Raw genomic sequence first — 14,813 nt, 5'->3', positions numbered from 1 at the left:
GCTATCTCGTGATGCCTTTGGTCTGGTTGAGTGCCCGCATCTGGCGCTCGGCGATGATGTCCTGGGCCTTGTCGGCGCGAACGGCATTCTGCAGCACCTTGAGGCGGGGCTGCATGGCCTCGAAGACCTTGCGCTGCGCCGCCGGCACCCGATCGATGACGTTTGCCTGCGCACGTCCAATCGCGTTCGGCCCGAACCTCTTGTCGAGCGCATTGCTGACGGCTGCGAACTCCGCTCTCACCTTTGCATCCAGAGAACGGACGAGCCGGGTTATGTCCTTGGGAGACTTCTCGGCTGTGGCCGTCACGCGGGCCAGCTCGGATACCGCCCGTGGTGACAGTCCGGGCACCGGTACGCTCATTCGCTCCCGATCTGCGGCAATGGCCGCCTTCTCGGCGTCGAACGCGCCCTGCCAGGCCTTGCCCGTTGCAACGACGCTGGCGGCTGCGCTCGCCACGGCTTCGACCGCAGCCTTGCGTTCCCGCCCGGTGGCCATGAGCCGATCCACAACGCGGTCGGAACCGCGCAGTGCGCCATAAGCCGCGGGGTCGTTCGCGACGGCACGCGCGATGCGCTCGGGCTCGACGCCCTTGACGACCAGAGCCTCAATCGTCGCAAGGGCCGCCGCAGGATCGCGCCAGACGCGCTGCGCGGCCTCAGCAAGTGCTGCGCGCTGTTGCCTATAGCGGGGAACCTCCAGCGCACGCTTTTTGGCTTCATCATCGACAGTTGCCGCGAACTCGGTGACCGCCGCGAGCATCGGCAAGGCGGGTGGCCTGGACATCTCTGGAGCCGTGGCCGGATCGTAGGCCGCCGGCGCTATGACCCGCGATGGATCGTGCCGCTCGGCCAGATATTGCAGTTCGTTAAAACGGCGCACGGCCGCAAACAGCGTCGTCAACTCTTGCCGTTTTGCCTCTGGCATTCCTTCGGGCATGCGCGCGACCATCTGCTTTTCGGCATACTGGTCGGCCTTTTCGGTAAAGGCGCTCCAGCCGAAGCGGGCGGTCAGCGCTTCGCCGAGGGCCTTCATCTCCTGCACCAGCGAGCGCTCTGACGCTGCATAGGTAAAGGCCGTCTTGTAGGCGCCTTCGCCGCCCTTCTCGCGAACCGCCTCGACTTCATTGAGCCGCGCCACCGCATGCGGGGACAGTGCCGGGACCGAAAGCGCCATGGCGGCGCGGCGCGCATGCTCACGGTTCTCAAAATTGGCCCGGTCATGCTTGAAGTTTTCGGCGTGACTGCGCGCCAGGGGGCCGAGCTCTGCGACAGCGGCGACGGCCTCAGCCCGTTCCTTCCGCGCTATCTGGCCGTCGACCAGGCTGTCGCTGCCACGCATGGCCCCAAGCATCGAGGGACTGCGAGCAAGCTTTTCACCGAGCTGCCGTGGCTCGACTTCAAAGGCCGACGCCTCCGCGTTCAGACGATCGAGGGCAGCGGCAGGATTGCGATAGATACGCTCGAGCACGGGGAGCAGAATCGCCTCGCGCTCTTTCCACCGTGTCGACGCAAGATGCTCGATCCGCGCGTCTTCGTCCAGCGAGCGGATAAAACTCGCCTGTGGCGCGAGCAGATATCGCGTCTGTTCGGCAGCCGCCCCAATCTGCGCGGGCGCAATTCCAGATACACCGACATATGCCGGATCCACCGTTTGCGTCCGAACCGCCCGATCGTCGTAGGAGACGCTGCGCTCCTTCTCGATCGCAAAGCCGAGTGCGACGCTGGCGCGCTCCCAAAGCCGCGCCACGCGATCACGTTGTGCACCAATCCACGACAGGCGCCGCTCCATCCCCTGCTCCATTCCGGCAGCAAGCTCGATGGCATGATCCATGTTGCGGCGGCGGGCGAAGTCGACAATCTGTGCCTGGTAGCCCGCTTCGGATTCGTAATCGAGCGTCGTCGTCTTGGCGCCGGAGCGGGACAGGCGCTCGACCAATGACTTAAACAGTTCCGGACGATGACTTTCCTGCGCGAGACGTTCTTGGCGTACATCCGCGGTCTCGGCCCGCTCTGCGATCCAGACATTGCGTTCGACCTCACGCTCCTCGAAGGTCTTTTTGCCGGTTTCGGGATCCACGACCGGTATCTTCACCGTGACGTGCTCAACTCCGTCCTTGCGCAAGGTGACGGTGTCGCCGATCTCGACGCTGCCTTTCTCAATAGCCTTCGGAAGGCTGACACCCCAGACGCGATGGACCACGCCGTCGTCGGTTTTGACGTCGGCATATGGGCTCTCTTTTGCATCTTCGTCGTTTGGACGGAATTTCGCTTCGCCGGTTTCGACCAGTTGACCGGTGACGCCGGCGGCGTGATCGACGCGCTGCGCCCTGCCCCATTTCTCGCGCGGCGCAAAATCCTCGTGCGCCATATAGAGATCGGCCCGATCGCGATGTCGCGACATCGCAACATAGGCGAGATGCTGATCCATCATGCCGGTGGCCAGAACCAACGTCCTGTCCACGGTCGCGCCTTGAGATTTGTGCACGGTGGCCGCATAGCCGTGGTCGACATTGCGATAGGTGTCCTGGCCGAAGGTTACCTCCCGCCCCGCATCAAGCTTTACCGTGAGCAGCGTCTCGCCCCGCTCGTTCGTCGTGCGAACGACGGTTCCGAGCATGCCGTTCTTCACTTGCTGAACAGCGAGATGCTCGGCGCGCTTCTCAAAGAAGCGGGCGTTTTCGAGGAAGATCAGTCGGTCGCCAATCGCGAACTGCCGCGCGCCCCGCTCGGTCTGGTACGCGCGGTCTTCGCCAAGCGCTTCCTGACGACGCATCACGGTGCGGATCGCATGATTGAGCTTTCCGACATCATCATTGGTTTGCGCCAGAACCAGCAGTTCCGAACCGGTGAGAACGCGGCTTTCCGATTCCGCCTTCTTCCGGTAATCCGCCCGCGCCTGCCCCCAATCCTCGACGATCCGCTCGATCACCGCATCGCGGGTTTCAAGCTGGACGATGCGGTCATGTTGCGCATAAGCGTCGAGCGCCTCCTCGACCTTCCCGCGCGCGAACAGGCGGGAGGCACCGCGCGCCCACTGCTCGCGCTGGCGACGAACACCGGTCAATTCGGCAAAGCCGATGCGCTCGACAATCGCCCGGAACGCCGCGCCCGCCTGGATCGGCTGGAGCTGCATCGGATCCCCGACCAGCACCGCTTTTGCTCCAGCGTCCTCGACAATCTTCAAGACACGCGCCAACTGTTCCGACGACACCATGCCGGCCTCGTCGATAACCAGCACATCGCCCTTTTGCAGCGTGTCCCGACCGTCCGCCCAGCCCAGTTCCCATGAGGCGAGCGTGCGTGATTTGATCCCGGAACTCTCTTCAAGACCCTCGGCGGCCTTACCGGCAAGGGCCGCTCCGACGACGCGACGGTCGTCCGCCTCCCAGGCAATGCGCGCCGCATCGAGCAAGGTGGATTTGCCCGCACCGGCCAACCCTACGACGGCGGATATAGCGCTATCGCCGGTGACGTGCCGGACGGCGTCGACCTGTTCGGCGTCGAGCCTGAACGGCTTCTCCGGATCGCGGCTCTCCACCAGGCGAATGGCGTTACCGACTTTTTCGGACGTCACCGTGAAGCCCGATCGACGCGACAGCTCCCGCGCCGACTGCGCCATATCGTATTCGGTGCGCAGCATGGCGCGTGTGGTGAACACGGCGACGTCGGCAACCTTTCCTGTGTCCGAATCAATCTGCTGCGGCTTCAGCGTCACCAGATCCGACGACGCCATCAGTTGCGCATGGATATTGGCGAAGACCGCCGGATCGTCGACATAGCGATGCAGTGCTTTGGCGATTTCCCGCTCGTCGAATGTCGAACGTTCCCGGCTGAGCTGCTTCAGCAAAAGGCCGGGTTCATCGGCAAGGCGGTCGGCCATTTCCTGCCGCTTCGCCAGGGCGGCTGGTGCGAAGTACATCTCCCTGCCCTTTCGGGCCAAGGCCGCTTTTGCCGGACCGAGATGGCTTTGGGCGATGCCGTCGAGGCCCTGCTCGGCATAGCTGCGCCCATCCAGGCGGATATCGTGACCGGCAAGCGCAAGATGCTTGTTGGCCGTTTCCGCCCAGCCGATTTTCCACGCCTTCATCGTGTCCTTGTCACCAGCCCACAGCCGATAGACGATCTTGCCCTTCGGCCGATCCGGGGTGACGACACGCAGTGGCTTGCCGTCATCGCCGAGAACCGCGACCTTCTTGTTGCCAAAACCATCATCGGTCAGAGGCCGCAAGGTGGTCATCAGGTGGATATGCGGATTGCCGTCCTTGTCGTGATAGACCCAGTCGGCGACCATGCCCTTTGATGTCAGATGGTCGCGGACGAATTCGCGCACCAGGGCAATGTTCTCCGCCTTCGACAGCTCCTCCGGCAGCGCGAAGATCATCTCGCGGGCAAGCTGCGCGTCCACCCGCTTCTCAAAGGTATCGACGGCATTCCACAACACCTCGCTGGCGCCGGCGATCGTCCTCCCATCGATCATGGTGCGGAGCCATGCCGGCGTCTGATCCGGCAGCGCCAGCTCTTCATGCACGAGCTCGGCCTTGCCGCCCTCATACCGGAAGCTCATCCCCGTCTGCTCTTCGTCCATCCTCGTACGATGGCGATAGGCCGCGGCCGAGACGACACTGCGTCCCGCTCCCCGGCTGATCACCTGTGCCCGTACGAACATGATCGCCATGCGATCAGACCCTCTCCCAAGCATGTCGCGTTCCGCCACGTATATTGCGCCCTCGAACAGATCGGGCCGCAGGACCGATGCCGCTTCTCGGGATGCGCCCTTGCGGGCGCAGACCAAAAGTGAGCCTCACGGCTCGCCGCAAACTAGCATCTTTTACTATGCGTTTCTACACGGTATAATCGCCGTGCAAAGGAAGGCTTCCGGAAAGGATAAGGTAGAAAATGCGCGCTAAATCATCGATTTCAGAGATTGACGCCCAGATAGATAAACTACGCGAAAAACGCCGTGGAATCCTCGCCAAGGCCAATGAGCGCTTCGCGCGCGCGGCGGCCAAGGCAGGACTGGCCGAGATGGATATTCCCGACAATGAGCTCGACGCTGTCTTCGAGGAGATCGCCGCGCGATTTCGCAAAAGCGCCAAGGGGCCTTCAGGCGCATCTGCTTAAGCGCCTCGATCGGCGGATTGTGGCCCTGGAACGAAAGCGGCGGCAGACGATGACAGAGGATCGCAAGAAAGACGCGCGCGAGAAGATCACGCTCGGCGGATTGGTGGTGAAGGCCGGGCTGCGACAGGCCGACCGGGCGTTCCTGCTCGGTGTCCTGTTGGAAGCCGCGACCGTACGCGTCGGATCGCCCGAGCATCATCGGCTGAAAGCAAAAGGCGGCATGGCGTTCCAACGCGACCGCATGAAGGACGCCGAAGCGGCGGATGCGGGATCGCCCGTCTCCGACGATTCCGAGAAGGCAAACGGCGACTAAGCGCCAGCAAGAGGAAGCCGGTCATGGCGGGAAAGACGAAACTGAAGCCGGCGCTGTTATGGGCAATCGTGCCTGCCGTCGTGACAGCGATGACCCTGGCGATCACATCGTACAGATGGCAGGCAATGGCGGGCGGGTTCTCGCCTGCCAATGCCTATTGGTTCTTACGCTCAGCACCCGTTCCCAATCTGCTCTTCGGTCCGATCGCGGGATTGATCACTGTCTTCGCGCTGCCGATGCACCGCCGCCGGCCGGTGGCGATGGTCAGCCTGATCTGCTTTCTCGGGGTCGCCGGCTTTTACGCTTTGCGCGAATATGCGCGGCTGTCCCCATCCGTCGAGAGCGGCTCGGTGACCTGGGACGAGGTGCTGTCCTATCTCGACTTCTTCGCCGTCATTGCTGCGGCCGTCGGTTTCGTCATCGTCGCGATATCGGCGCGGATATCGGTCGTCGTGTCCGATCCGGTGAAGCGCGCCAAGCGCGGAACCTTCGGTGATGCCGATTGGCTCACCATGTCGGCCGCCGCAAAGCTGTTTCCGCCAGACGGCGAGATCGTCGTCGGCGAACGTTACCGCGTCGACAAGGAAACGATCCGCGACGTGCCGTTCGATCCGGCCGACCGCGAGACATGGGGAAGCGGCGGCACCGCGCCGCTGCTCACCTATAAGCAGGATTTCGATTCCACCCATATGCTGTTCTTTGCGGGCTCAGGCGGATTCAAGACCACCAGCAACGTGGTGCCGACGGCGCTGCGCTATACCGGGCCATTGATCTGCCTCGACCCGTCGACCGAAGTCGCACCTATGGTCGTCGAGCACCGGACGCAATCGCTCGGGCGAGAGTGCATGGTCCTCGACCCGACAAATCCAGTGACGGGGTTCAACGTTCTCGACTGGATCGAAACGTCAAAACACAAGGAGGAGGATATTGTCGCGGTAGCCCACATGCTGCTGTCGGAAAGCGCGCGGTTCGAATCCTCGACCGGCAGCTATTTCCAGAACCAGGCGCACAATCTTCTGACCGGATTGCTCGCCCATGTGGTGCTCTCTCCGGAATATGCCGGTCGGCGGAACCTGCGCAGTTTGCGCCAGATCGTCTCCGAGCCGGAACCGTCCGTGCTCGCCATGCTGCGCGACATTCAGGAGACATCGGCGTCCGCCTTCATCCGCGAAACGCTCGGCGTCTTCACCAACATGACCGAGCAGACATTCTCCGGCGTGTACTCCACGGCATCAAAGGATACGCAGTGGCTGTCGCTCGACGATTATGCCGCGCTTGTCTGCGGCCGATCGTTCAAATCGAGCGATCTCGTCGCCGGAAAGAGGGACGTGTTCCTGAACATCCCTGCCGCCATCCTGCGCTCCTATCCGGGCATTGGCCGGGTGATCATCGGTTCCCTGATCAATGCCATGACACAGGCCGACGGCGCGTTTCAGCGCCGGGCCCTGTTCATGCTCGATGAAGTCGATTTGCTTGGCTATATGCGCGTTCTCGAAGAGGCGCGCGATCGCGGTCGAAAATACGGCATCACGCTGATGCTCATGTACCAGTCGGTCGGCCAGCTCGAACGGCATTTTGGCAAGGATGGCGCGACGTCATGGATCGATGGATGCGCCTTCGCCTCCTATGCCGCGATCAAGGCGCTGGAGACCGCGCGGAACGTTTCGGCGCAATGCGGCGAGATGACCGTCGAGGTCGAGGGCAAATCCCGCAATGTCGGGTGGAGTAATTCCAACAGCGGGTCGCGGCGCTCGGAAAGCCTCAACCTGCAACGCCGCCCTCTGATCATGCCGCACGAAATCACGCAGCAGATGCGCAAGGACGAGCAGATCATCATCGTACAGGGCCACGACCCGATCCGCTGCGGGCGGGCGATCTACTTCCGGAGAAAGGACATGGATGCGCAGGCCAGTCCGAACCGTTTCGTCAAGTCCGCCGTTTAGCGGAAGGGCGGTACCGGTCGAACGGATCTTCCGCGCCGGGCGGCGCGAACCAGTCGAGGAACAGATTGTAGCCGACCGCAAAGACGAACATGCCGAGCGCGGAGGAAAGGAAAAACCACCACGGCATGGGCGCAGCATTCGGATTGACGAAGACACCGATCGATACGAGCAACATGACGATGCCGGCGACGAACAGAAAGCCGGTGAAGGCGCGGAACGCGCAGGCGACGAAATAGAGCAGATGCCAGGTGGTGTAGAAACCGGCGCGGCCAATGGCCTCGAGCACGTTGAAGGGCAATGCGACGAGGAAGGGCATCGGGCGCAACGTTGGCCGCGCGTCGGCAGGGGCAGCGTTGGGGGCGTCGTGATTGCCGTTTGTGGGAGATCGCATCCGTTGTCCTTTCGCGGTGAGCGTCATTGTAGCTGAAATTGGAAGAATGAGAATCGGCGGAGTTCAATTGACGGAAGAAGAACAGCAAAGAACCGCAGGCCGGCGAAACCGCGGGAGCAAACGGAAACAGAATAAGTGAAGAGGAGACCAGTCTGATGATGACCGCAGGAACCGGAAGACCATGAGCCGGCATATCCGCATGGGCGGGCTTGATGTCGACATCGCTGATGCCGCGTTCGACGATCGGTTGGCGGATGCCTATTCGCGTCGTGAACATCCGCTTTGCCGCTGCCAGGCGGACGGCGTGCAGATGTACATCGCGCGGTTTGAAGACCGCCATATCCTGAAACGGATGCCGGGCACCGGGGCGCAGCACGCGCCCGACTGCGAGTCCTACGAGCCGCCATCCGACCTCTCGGGCCTGAGCGCGGTCGAGGGCGAGGCAATCGTCGAGAATGTGCAGGACGGCACAACGGCCCTGAAGCTCGGGTTCAGCCTGTCCAAGCTCGGCGGACGGACCGCGCCTGCAATCGGGGACAGCGCTGATCCGGGCGACGTCAGGACCGACGGGGCGCGATTGTCGTTAAAGGCGATGCTGCATTTCCTGTGGGACCGGGCGCAGTTCAATCGCTGGCGGCCGGCGATGGCCGGCCGCCGCAATTGGGCGGTGGTGCGCAAGTTCGTCGTCGAGGCGGCGTCGAGCTCGAGCGCCAAGGGCAAGCCGCTTTCCGACGCACTCTATATTCCGGAGATGTTCGATCCGGAGCGCGCCGACGCAATCGTTCAGCGCCGCCAGGCATTTCTGAGCAGAGCCGTTCAGTCACAGGGCAACCGCCGTTCGCTCGCGATCCTGATCGGAGAGTTGAAGGAGATACAACCGTCTCGGTCCGGATCGCGTGTGATCGTCAAACACGCCCCCCGGTATCCGTTCATGCTGGCCGACGACGTCACCCGCCGCATGAACAAGGTCTTTTCTCGCGAACTCGCGCTTTGGGAGGCAAGCCCGGAATCGCATCTCATCGCAGCGGCAACGTTCGGGGTCGGGGTATCCGGCATCGCAGCCATCGAGGCGATCGCGCTGATGATGGTCAGCGAACGGTGGATTCCATTCGAGAGCCAATACGAAGGCATGCTGCTTGACGCGCTCACGAAGCACGGCTCCATATCCGTGAAGGGGTTGCGTTACAATTTGCCGCCGGCACAGCCGATGGCGAGCGTCGTGCTGACCCGTGAAGGCGGCCAGCCCATCGCGATGTACATCGTTCCCGATGACGCGGATGGCGCCTATCGCGAGACGCTCGATCTGCTTGTCTCGGAGAGTGAAATGGACTCCTGGATATGGGACATCGCGGAAGGACCAGTGCCTGATCTTCCTCGGTAAGCGGTGCTTCGAAAGCCATCATTTGTGGACGGTCCCGTGGCCGCGAGAGGATCGTCACGCGACTGCGCGGAGACCGCTTGCGGCTCCGGGAGCACCGCTCTTGCGGTGCGAGTAGAGCCGTCCCCGAAGGGGCTCGCCCAACTTCCCTGTGCGCATCGTTGAAGCATCGACCGGAAAGGGAATCTTCCACTTTCCTGATACGCCCTGATATGGACGTACGGCCCATAGTCAGGACGCGACGTTGATCGAGGAATGGCCTAATCGTCGATGGCAGGGCCACGGCAGAGCCGCTGCGCTGACCCATCACCGGAATGAATCGGCCGTGGGCAACCGATTCATAGAAGTCGTTGGACCTTGAAATCGTAAAGCGCGATTCTGTCCCTATGATCGCGCAACCCTACCAGCTTTACGTCGAGCGGATGGATCCCACGAAGAACATGGCCCGGTTCTATGCCATGTCGATCGAGGCGACGCTGTTCGGAGACGTCTGCCTGACCCGCAGATGGGGACGCATCGGCGCGCGTGGGCAGATCATGCAACATCATTTCAACAAAGAGGAAGACGCGGTGCAGCTCTTTCTGGAGCTGCTGCGCAGCAAACGCACGCGCGGTTACGGTCCACGAACGGGCCGCCGGCCGCATGATCGCCGGGCTCGGCGAACCTCATAGGCCGGTCGATCCGGCTTATGAGGTTAGGTGTCAGGGCGAAAGCCCCCTAGAAAGGAGGCTCGGCGCTCATCAGCGCCTCCTGCTCGGCCCAGATGGCTTCACGCTCGGCCAGCGCCCTGGCAAGCTCCTCTTCGATCCAGCGACGCTCGTCCCGGCAGATCGCATTTCTGGCCTCGGCCCGAAGCTCCTCGATGTGTTGATCGATCGACATGTTCATCTCCTTGATGTTGGTGAAAGATGACACCGGCGGTCATGGTGGGCCGGAGGGGTCAAGGAGCGCGGCACGCGACCGGCGGAGCCGGCGAGTGGGGGAGCCGAAATGCGTCAGCATTTTGGGGGTACCACGAAGTCCTTGGGGCCTTCGGAACGCCATGGCATCCTCGGACGATCTGAGCAGACCTTCCCCAACCGGATGGCAGCAAAAAGCCGGGGCCAGGCTCGATGCCTGGTTCCGGCTTCTCTATAGCTGAGAGGAACCCCGCCTGTGCGGCGGGGTCCTCTGGCGGGATGCTCAGTCCCGGTTCGGGCGGGACCAGATCAGCTGCAGGCCTTCCTCGCCTTCCACCTCGATCAGGGTGGCGTAGATCGGAGCGGGGAAGCTCGGGTCGTCCAGCTTTACCGAGAGGTAGTCGCGGCCCTCTGCGGAGACCTTCTGCCAGGCGGCGCCGAGTTCGACATTGCCGGAGAAGATGCGGAAGTGCGGTCCCTTGTCGGAGGGGTTTTCGATGCGGACCAGCTTGGCCTTGACGTTGAGGTTGAGGGTCTTGATCGAGCCGCTGAAGCCGTTGCCCGTGGAAGCGAAGGTGCCGATGGTAGCCATGTGTCTCATTCCTTTGTTGCTCGGGCCGCGCCCATCGCGACCTCGATGACGGTCGGTGGACCGGAGGCGATCGACTGGCACCCGCAGGGCTGGAACAAAGTGGAAGGCGGCCGGGAGCGGCTTTCTTGGTCCGCGAGGAATGGCGGCGCAGCCGTCAGGGGAAGAAAGTCGTGAAGGCCGTTGCCGGGACAAGATCGAGAGCCCGCAATAGCGGGATCGGCCTTCGGTCAGACCAGTCACATCGAGGACGCAGATGGACGTGGCCTTTGTGGAAACCGGAATGAAGACCGGCGTTTCCGTCGACGGCGTCATACCACGAGCCAGAGGCTGTTCGGTCGAGAGCCCATCGCGGTCGCAGTCAAGCCACGCAGCGCCTCAGATCCCAAAGACAGGGACCGTTGCCCCATTGTCTCGCACCGGCTTCGAACGGTGACGCACCGGGAGATCAGCGAGACAAGCGCCCGACGCTACGCGCCAGGCTGACCCATGCATTGAACCGACGCTGCTTCTATGGCGCGCTATCGGGAGAGGCGACCGGCAATTTGCCTATCCTGGCTCTCGTTTCAAGCTGAATGGCTAACCGCCAGGGACGACCGTACAGGCGGGGTTCCGATCGCGGACCTGACAAACTACAGCGGGAAGGCGCGGCGCCTCCGGGTCCCGGGGCCGACCTGGCGCCCGTCAGGGAACCGTGGCGAGATCGGTTTGCCGAAACTCATCGGCCGTCGCCAGAATGGGCACCGCGAAATATTTCGCACAGGCGTAATGCAGGCAATCGCCGAGATTGAGGCCATGGCGGCCGGAGCGATACCGGTGAGCCGCCGACAGTGCCAGCCTGGTGGTCTCGGCTGCAGGCGGCAGATCCCGGACCTCGATCCCGCGCTCGTCGAGGAACTCGGCAACGATCGGCTCCACCTCCGATACCGAAAGACCAAACTTGTCGGGACGCGCAAGACCGAGCACCGCCTCAAGCACGGCGACCGGCGAGGTGAAGGCATTCTTCCCGGAAGCGATGGCATCGGAGACGCGGCCCGCTTCCGGTTCATCGGACAGCACGGCGATGATCGCGCACGCGTCGACGAACATCACTCCGATTCCCACATCTTGTCGAAAGCTTCGCGCGGGAGCGGCTTCTTCGCCGCCTTGCGCAGCGACACGCCATGCTTTTCACGAAGCCGTGCAGCCGTCTGAAGCGGGCTCTCGGCATCACGCCGGCGCTCGATCGCCTCCTTCATCGCGATGACGATCGCATCGGTGATGCTGACGCCGGCCATATGGGCGAACCTGCGCGTCAGCGCATCAGCCTCCGGGTTATTGACATTGATTGGCATGGGGCCTCCATGTAGATAGTTCTTGCCAGTAATGTAGATATTCTCGTCTACATTGACAAGATCGCCGATCTGGAAGGGAACAGCCGCGACGCCATCCTCGGCGTTGAAGGTAATCGGTCCGCTCTTTCGCTCCGTCGGCGTCGTCGCCAGACCGACGGCCCGGCTCCGCCTGATTTGCGGATCGTCGCACCAGCCCCAGATGACCTTTCTTCGGCCCCGGCGTCCGGACCGGGAGTCGGTCCCGCTCCGCGATCGACCGAGTGTAACCCACCCGTCGAACCGAAAGAGATTGCCGCTGTGGAGGGCGGCATCCTGATAGCTGACCGCCCAGCGGCAGCCGCGTGCGACAGCAATTGCCGGGAAGGCGAAGGATCGCCAGAGGCGCAGCGCCACGCGGCAGAGATCCGGTTTTGCTGCGCACAGGCGCGAAAGCTCGACTGCATCGTGCCGCGTCAAGCCGGCGACACGCTCACGTATGAGCGTGTCGGTCGCGACGACGGCAAGCAGCCGGCCCTCGTGGCGCAGGCCGTAGGACCAGCCGCGCGTCGGGCGGTGGATCTCGCCCATCCTGTGACCCTATAGAACGAGATGGGCGTTAAGCTCCTCGCGTGTGATGGGCCCGAACGTTACGGGGGCAAAGCCGGCCTCATACACCGCACATGCCCTCGCACTCATTCGGCCAGAGATCGAGCTGCCCGCGGTCAGCGGCGGTCGATAGATCGACGTCCTCGAGCGGCACGCAGGATCGATGCAGGTATACCTCGCCGCGAATGCCCCTGAGTCCTGTCCGCAGCGCCCGGTCGACCTCGACGGCGTCCTGCCATGCAACGGCATCCTGTTCGCGCATCGATCGCCATACGGCGTTGCTGTGAAACGGGCAGCCGATGCACGCGCTTTTCGGAGGATCGGGATAGTCGTGCCGACGCAGCCAGGCGAGGCAATCCCGCCTGCTCAAGCGCTTTTCGATCAGCGGGAAGCGCTTGACCTGCCACGCCTCGAAACTCGGCTTTGCCCGAACAATCTCGTCCGTCGAGATGCCTATCCAGCATTCGACGACCGGAAACGAGGGAGAGCGCTTGCGCGTCAGGCCCGCCAGCTCACGCACCTTCCGACGGATTGGAACAATCTTATAGTCCGTAGTGCACTGGCGACGGATCATGCCGATCGAGACGGTCTCCGTCGTCGTCTGGCGCGTGGCGACTTCGATGAGCTCGCCCTCGTCGTCCTCGTCAAAAACCGGGACCACCGCGCCTGCCGGCGTGACGGTCCTGGCGAAGGCGGGGATCGAGGCCCAGCGGTTGCCCTGCCCGGCCGCGATCAGCTGCTCGCGAATATTGCCGTCCGAGACAATATGGACCGGGAACGGCAAGACGTTCGGCGACATCAGCCATGCGAGATGATCGTAGACGGCCTGAGGCTCCCAGCCGGTATCAGCGAAAATAGCGCAGTCGGGCATGGGGCCGATCTCGCCATGGGCCGCCATCAGAGCGAGTGTGGTGGATTGCACGCCAGCGCCAAGCGATAGCGCGCGCAAGCGGAGCGGGGAAGGCTCAGCGCCCTCCCCCATGATGTTCGGAGAATGCAGCATCACGCCGCCTCCGCGACCTGCGTCGCACCCGGCTGGAGATCGTGCAGATAGTTGACGGCGCGCTGGGCATGCGCCGCCGCGGCGAAAATGAAGCGCTTCTCGTTCTTGAGAATTTCAAGCCAGCTGGCCAAATAGCTCGCGTGATCCGGCCTCGGCTCCAGTTCAGGGACGATGCCGAGGTCGGCCGCCAGGAAGCAGCCGCCCAAATCCGCGACCAATTCTTCGTGCGCCCTGAAGGAGCGATCCTTGTGATAGCGGGAGAGATTGCGATCAAGCCGCTTTTCCGAGCCGACCCAATGGGTCATCTCGTGCCCGAGCGTGGCGTAATAACTCGGAGCATCGCGAAAGCTCTCGAAGGGCGGCATCTGCACGATGTCGAGCGCCGGATTGAAAAACGCCTTGTCGCCGCTGTGACGGATGACAGCGCCGGTATTGGTGAAGAAGGCATCGGCATGCTCGATGCGCTCGACCGGATCGGCCACCGGCGCGGGATTGCCGTAGTACTGCGCCGGCAGGTCGTCGATCTGATCGGCGCAGAACACGGTATAGGCCTTGAGGAAGGGAATGCCGCGTTCGACTTCCTCGCCTTTCGCGTCGGTTTCTGTGCGGGTGAAGCGGCTGGCGTAGACGACCATCGATCCGGTCTCGCCCTTGCGGACATGACCGCCCAGTTCAACGCTCTGCTTGAACGTCATCCATGTGGGCGAGACGAACCCCCGCGCCACCGCCTCCGACCAGAGAAGCAGCGTGTTGATGCCCTGATACGGCAGTCCGTTGTGGCGCAGCGGCCGCGTGATGCGACCCGTCGTATTCCCAGCATTCCATGGCTGAACCCACGGACGCACGCCCTTTTCCAGCTCTGCGACGATGCGGTCGGTGATCTTCGCGTAGATATCGACGCGGGGCTTGCTCTCTTTCCTGCTCATTTTCCAAAACCTCCATTCAAGGCCGCGCCAGTCGCGGCCGTCACGAGGTCCGCAGGCGCAGGACCGCAGGTTCGCGAACCCGCTCGAGAGCAATCGGAAAAAGGATAGATGTCGGTTGCGGGCCGCAACGTCAGTGAAGGACGGCGCAGCCGTTTCGCGGGCCGAGGACCGAAGCAGGACCAACATTCGTGACGGCCGCGACTGGCGCGGCCTGCAGGATCGTTTTCATTTGTCGGGTTTCCTTGGCGACGCACATGCGAAAAGGCCGGTGTCCGCAAGGACACCAGCCTCGATGGGAAGATGAGGGCGGAGCCGAAGCTCCGCCCGGGAT

13 protein-coding genes are annotated in these 14,813 nt (G+C 63.0%); 5 read left to right on the top strand and 8 right to left on the bottom strand.

Features of this window, described 5'->3' with window-relative positions; genetic code table 11:
- Position 1: 1 nt before the first annotated feature.
- Positions 2 to 4,675 (bottom strand): Ti-type conjugative transfer relaxase TraA, encoded by a 4,674-nt coding sequence (traA, locus tag GNP00_RS21635; RefSeq protein ID WP_166016291.1) that lies wholly within the window; start codon positions 4,673 to 4,675, stop codon positions 2 to 4.
- 221 nt (positions 4,676 to 4,896) lie between these two features.
- Between traA and GNP00_RS21630 the strand changes: the two genes are divergently transcribed.
- The 3 genes from GNP00_RS21630 to traG are packed head-to-tail and all read left to right on the top strand — an operon-like array spanning position 4,897 to position 7,377.
- Complete coding sequence (locus tag GNP00_RS21630) at positions 4,897 to 5,121, top strand: TraC family protein (protein ID WP_011578781.1); 225 nt, start codon at positions 4,897 to 4,899, stop codon at positions 5,119 to 5,121.
- Between the two features lie 49 nt (positions 5,122 to 5,170).
- Positions 5,171 to 5,434 (top strand): conjugal transfer protein TraD, encoded by a 264-nt coding sequence (locus tag GNP00_RS21625; RefSeq protein ID WP_018431381.1) that lies wholly within the window; start codon positions 5,171 to 5,173, stop codon positions 5,432 to 5,434.
- 23 nt (positions 5,435 to 5,457) lie between these two features.
- Positions 5,458 to 7,377, top strand: coding sequence for a Ti-type conjugative transfer system protein TraG (traG, locus tag GNP00_RS21620; RefSeq protein WP_011578779.1), 1,920 nt, complete (start codon positions 5,458 to 5,460; stop codon positions 7,375 to 7,377).
- Here traG and GNP00_RS21615 read toward each other — a convergent pair.
- On the bottom strand, positions 7,361 to 7,768 hold the full coding sequence (locus tag GNP00_RS21615) for a hypothetical protein (protein WP_011578778.1): 408 nt from the start codon (positions 7,766 to 7,768) through the stop codon (positions 7,361 to 7,363). The two genes, traG and GNP00_RS21615, sit on opposite strands and share 17 nt — an antisense overlap.
- A 181-nt stretch (positions 7,769 to 7,949) precedes the next feature.
- Between GNP00_RS21615 and GNP00_RS21610 the strand changes: the two genes are divergently transcribed.
- Together GNP00_RS21610 and GNP00_RS21605 are read left to right on the top strand one after the other, a co-directional pair.
- The gene (locus GNP00_RS21610) at positions 7,950 to 9,149 is read left to right on the top strand and encodes a DUF1173 domain-containing protein (RefSeq protein ID WP_011578777.1); all 1,200 of its coding nucleotides are present in this window, start codon (positions 7,950 to 7,952) and stop codon (positions 9,147 to 9,149) included.
- A 383-nt stretch (positions 9,150 to 9,532) separates the two neighbouring features.
- Complete coding sequence (locus GNP00_RS21605; RefSeq protein WP_011578776.1) at positions 9,533 to 9,817, top strand: WGR domain-containing protein; 285 nt, start codon at positions 9,533 to 9,535, stop codon at positions 9,815 to 9,817.
- 46 nt (positions 9,818 to 9,863) lie between these two features.
- Here the strand turns inward: GNP00_RS21605 and GNP00_RS21600 are convergent, their stop codons facing one another.
- The 6 genes from GNP00_RS21600 to GNP00_RS21575 all read right to left on the bottom strand — a co-directional run bounded on the left by GNP00_RS21600 (position 9,864) and on the right by GNP00_RS21575 (position 14,482).
- A complete protein-coding gene (locus GNP00_RS21600) occupies positions 9,864 to 10,028 on the bottom strand; it encodes a hypothetical protein (protein ID WP_166016289.1) in 165 nt (54 codons plus the stop codon).
- Between the two features lie 300 nt (positions 10,029 to 10,328).
- Complete coding sequence (locus tag GNP00_RS21595; RefSeq protein WP_011578774.1) at positions 10,329 to 10,637, bottom strand: DUF736 domain-containing protein; 309 nt, start codon at positions 10,635 to 10,637, stop codon at positions 10,329 to 10,331.
- A gap of 681 nt (positions 10,638 to 11,318) precedes the next feature.
- Complete coding sequence (locus GNP00_RS21590; protein WP_011578773.1) at positions 11,319 to 11,723, bottom strand: type II toxin-antitoxin system VapC family toxin; 405 nt, start codon at positions 11,721 to 11,723, stop codon at positions 11,319 to 11,321.
- On the bottom strand, positions 11,723 to 11,968 hold the full coding sequence (locus GNP00_RS23770; protein ID WP_026227915.1) for a type II toxin-antitoxin system VapB family antitoxin: 246 nt from the start codon (positions 11,966 to 11,968) through the stop codon (positions 11,723 to 11,725). Before GNP00_RS23770 ends, GNP00_RS21590 begins: the two co-directional genes overlap by 1 nt.
- A gap of 646 nt (positions 11,969 to 12,614) precedes the next feature.
- Positions 12,615 to 13,556 (bottom strand): hypothetical protein, encoded by a 942-nt coding sequence (locus GNP00_RS21580; protein WP_011578771.1) that lies wholly within the window; start codon positions 13,554 to 13,556, stop codon positions 12,615 to 12,617.
- Positions 13,556 to 14,482 (bottom strand): ArdC family protein, encoded by a 927-nt coding sequence (locus GNP00_RS21575; RefSeq protein ID WP_011578770.1) that lies wholly within the window; start codon positions 14,480 to 14,482, stop codon positions 13,556 to 13,558. The genes GNP00_RS21580 and GNP00_RS21575 overlap by 1 nt, the downstream gene beginning before the upstream one ends.
- Positions 14,483 to 14,813: the final 331 nt, after the last annotated feature.

It is taken from the genome of Chelativorans multitrophicus (genome assembly GCF_011317445.1).
GTDB lineage: Bacteria > Pseudomonadota > Alphaproteobacteria > Rhizobiales > Rhizobiaceae > Chelativorans > Chelativorans multitrophicus.
This window is presented reverse-complemented; position numbering and strand designations above follow the sequence as displayed.

Coding starts and splice junctions, on each gene's coding strand:
- GNP00_RS21595 (WP_011578774.1), bottom strand. CDS start 10,637: ATGGCTACCATCGGCACCTTCGCTTCCACGGGCAACGGCTTCAGCGGC.
- GNP00_RS21630 (WP_011578781.1), top strand. CDS start 4,897: ATGCGCGCTAAATCATCGATTTCAGAGATTGACGCCCAGATAGATAAA.
- GNP00_RS21610 (WP_011578777.1), top strand. CDS start 7,950: ATGAGCCGGCATATCCGCATGGGCGGGCTTGATGTCGACATCGCTGAT.
- GNP00_RS21605 (WP_011578776.1), top strand. CDS start 9,533: ATGATCGCGCAACCCTACCAGCTTTACGTCGAGCGGATGGATCCCACG.
- GNP00_RS21600 (WP_166016289.1), bottom strand. CDS start 10,028: ATGTCGATCGATCAACACATCGAGGAGCTTCGGGCCGAGGCCAGAAAT.
- GNP00_RS21575 (WP_011578770.1), bottom strand. CDS start 14,482: ATGAGCAGGAAAGAGAGCAAGCCCCGCGTCGATATCTACGCGAAGATC.
- GNP00_RS21580 (WP_011578771.1), bottom strand. CDS start 13,556: ATGCTGCATTCTCCGAACATCATGGGGGAGGGCGCTGAGCCTTCCCCG.
- GNP00_RS21615 (WP_011578778.1), bottom strand. CDS start 7,768: ATGCGATCTCCCACAAACGGCAATCACGACGCCCCCAACGCTGCCCCT.
- GNP00_RS21590 (WP_011578773.1), bottom strand. CDS start 11,723: ATGTTCGTCGACGCGTGCGCGATCATCGCCGTGCTGTCCGATGAACCG.
- GNP00_RS23770 (WP_026227915.1), bottom strand. CDS start 11,968: ATGCCAATCAATGTCAATAACCCGGAGGCTGATGCGCTGACGCGCAGG.
- traG (WP_011578779.1), top strand. CDS start 5,458: ATGGCGGGAAAGACGAAACTGAAGCCGGCGCTGTTATGGGCAATCGTG.
- GNP00_RS21625 (WP_018431381.1), top strand. CDS start 5,171: ATGACAGAGGATCGCAAGAAAGACGCGCGCGAGAAGATCACGCTCGGC.
- traA (WP_166016291.1), bottom strand. CDS start 4,675: ATGGCGATCATGTTCGTACGGGCACAGGTGATCAGCCGGGGAGCGGGA.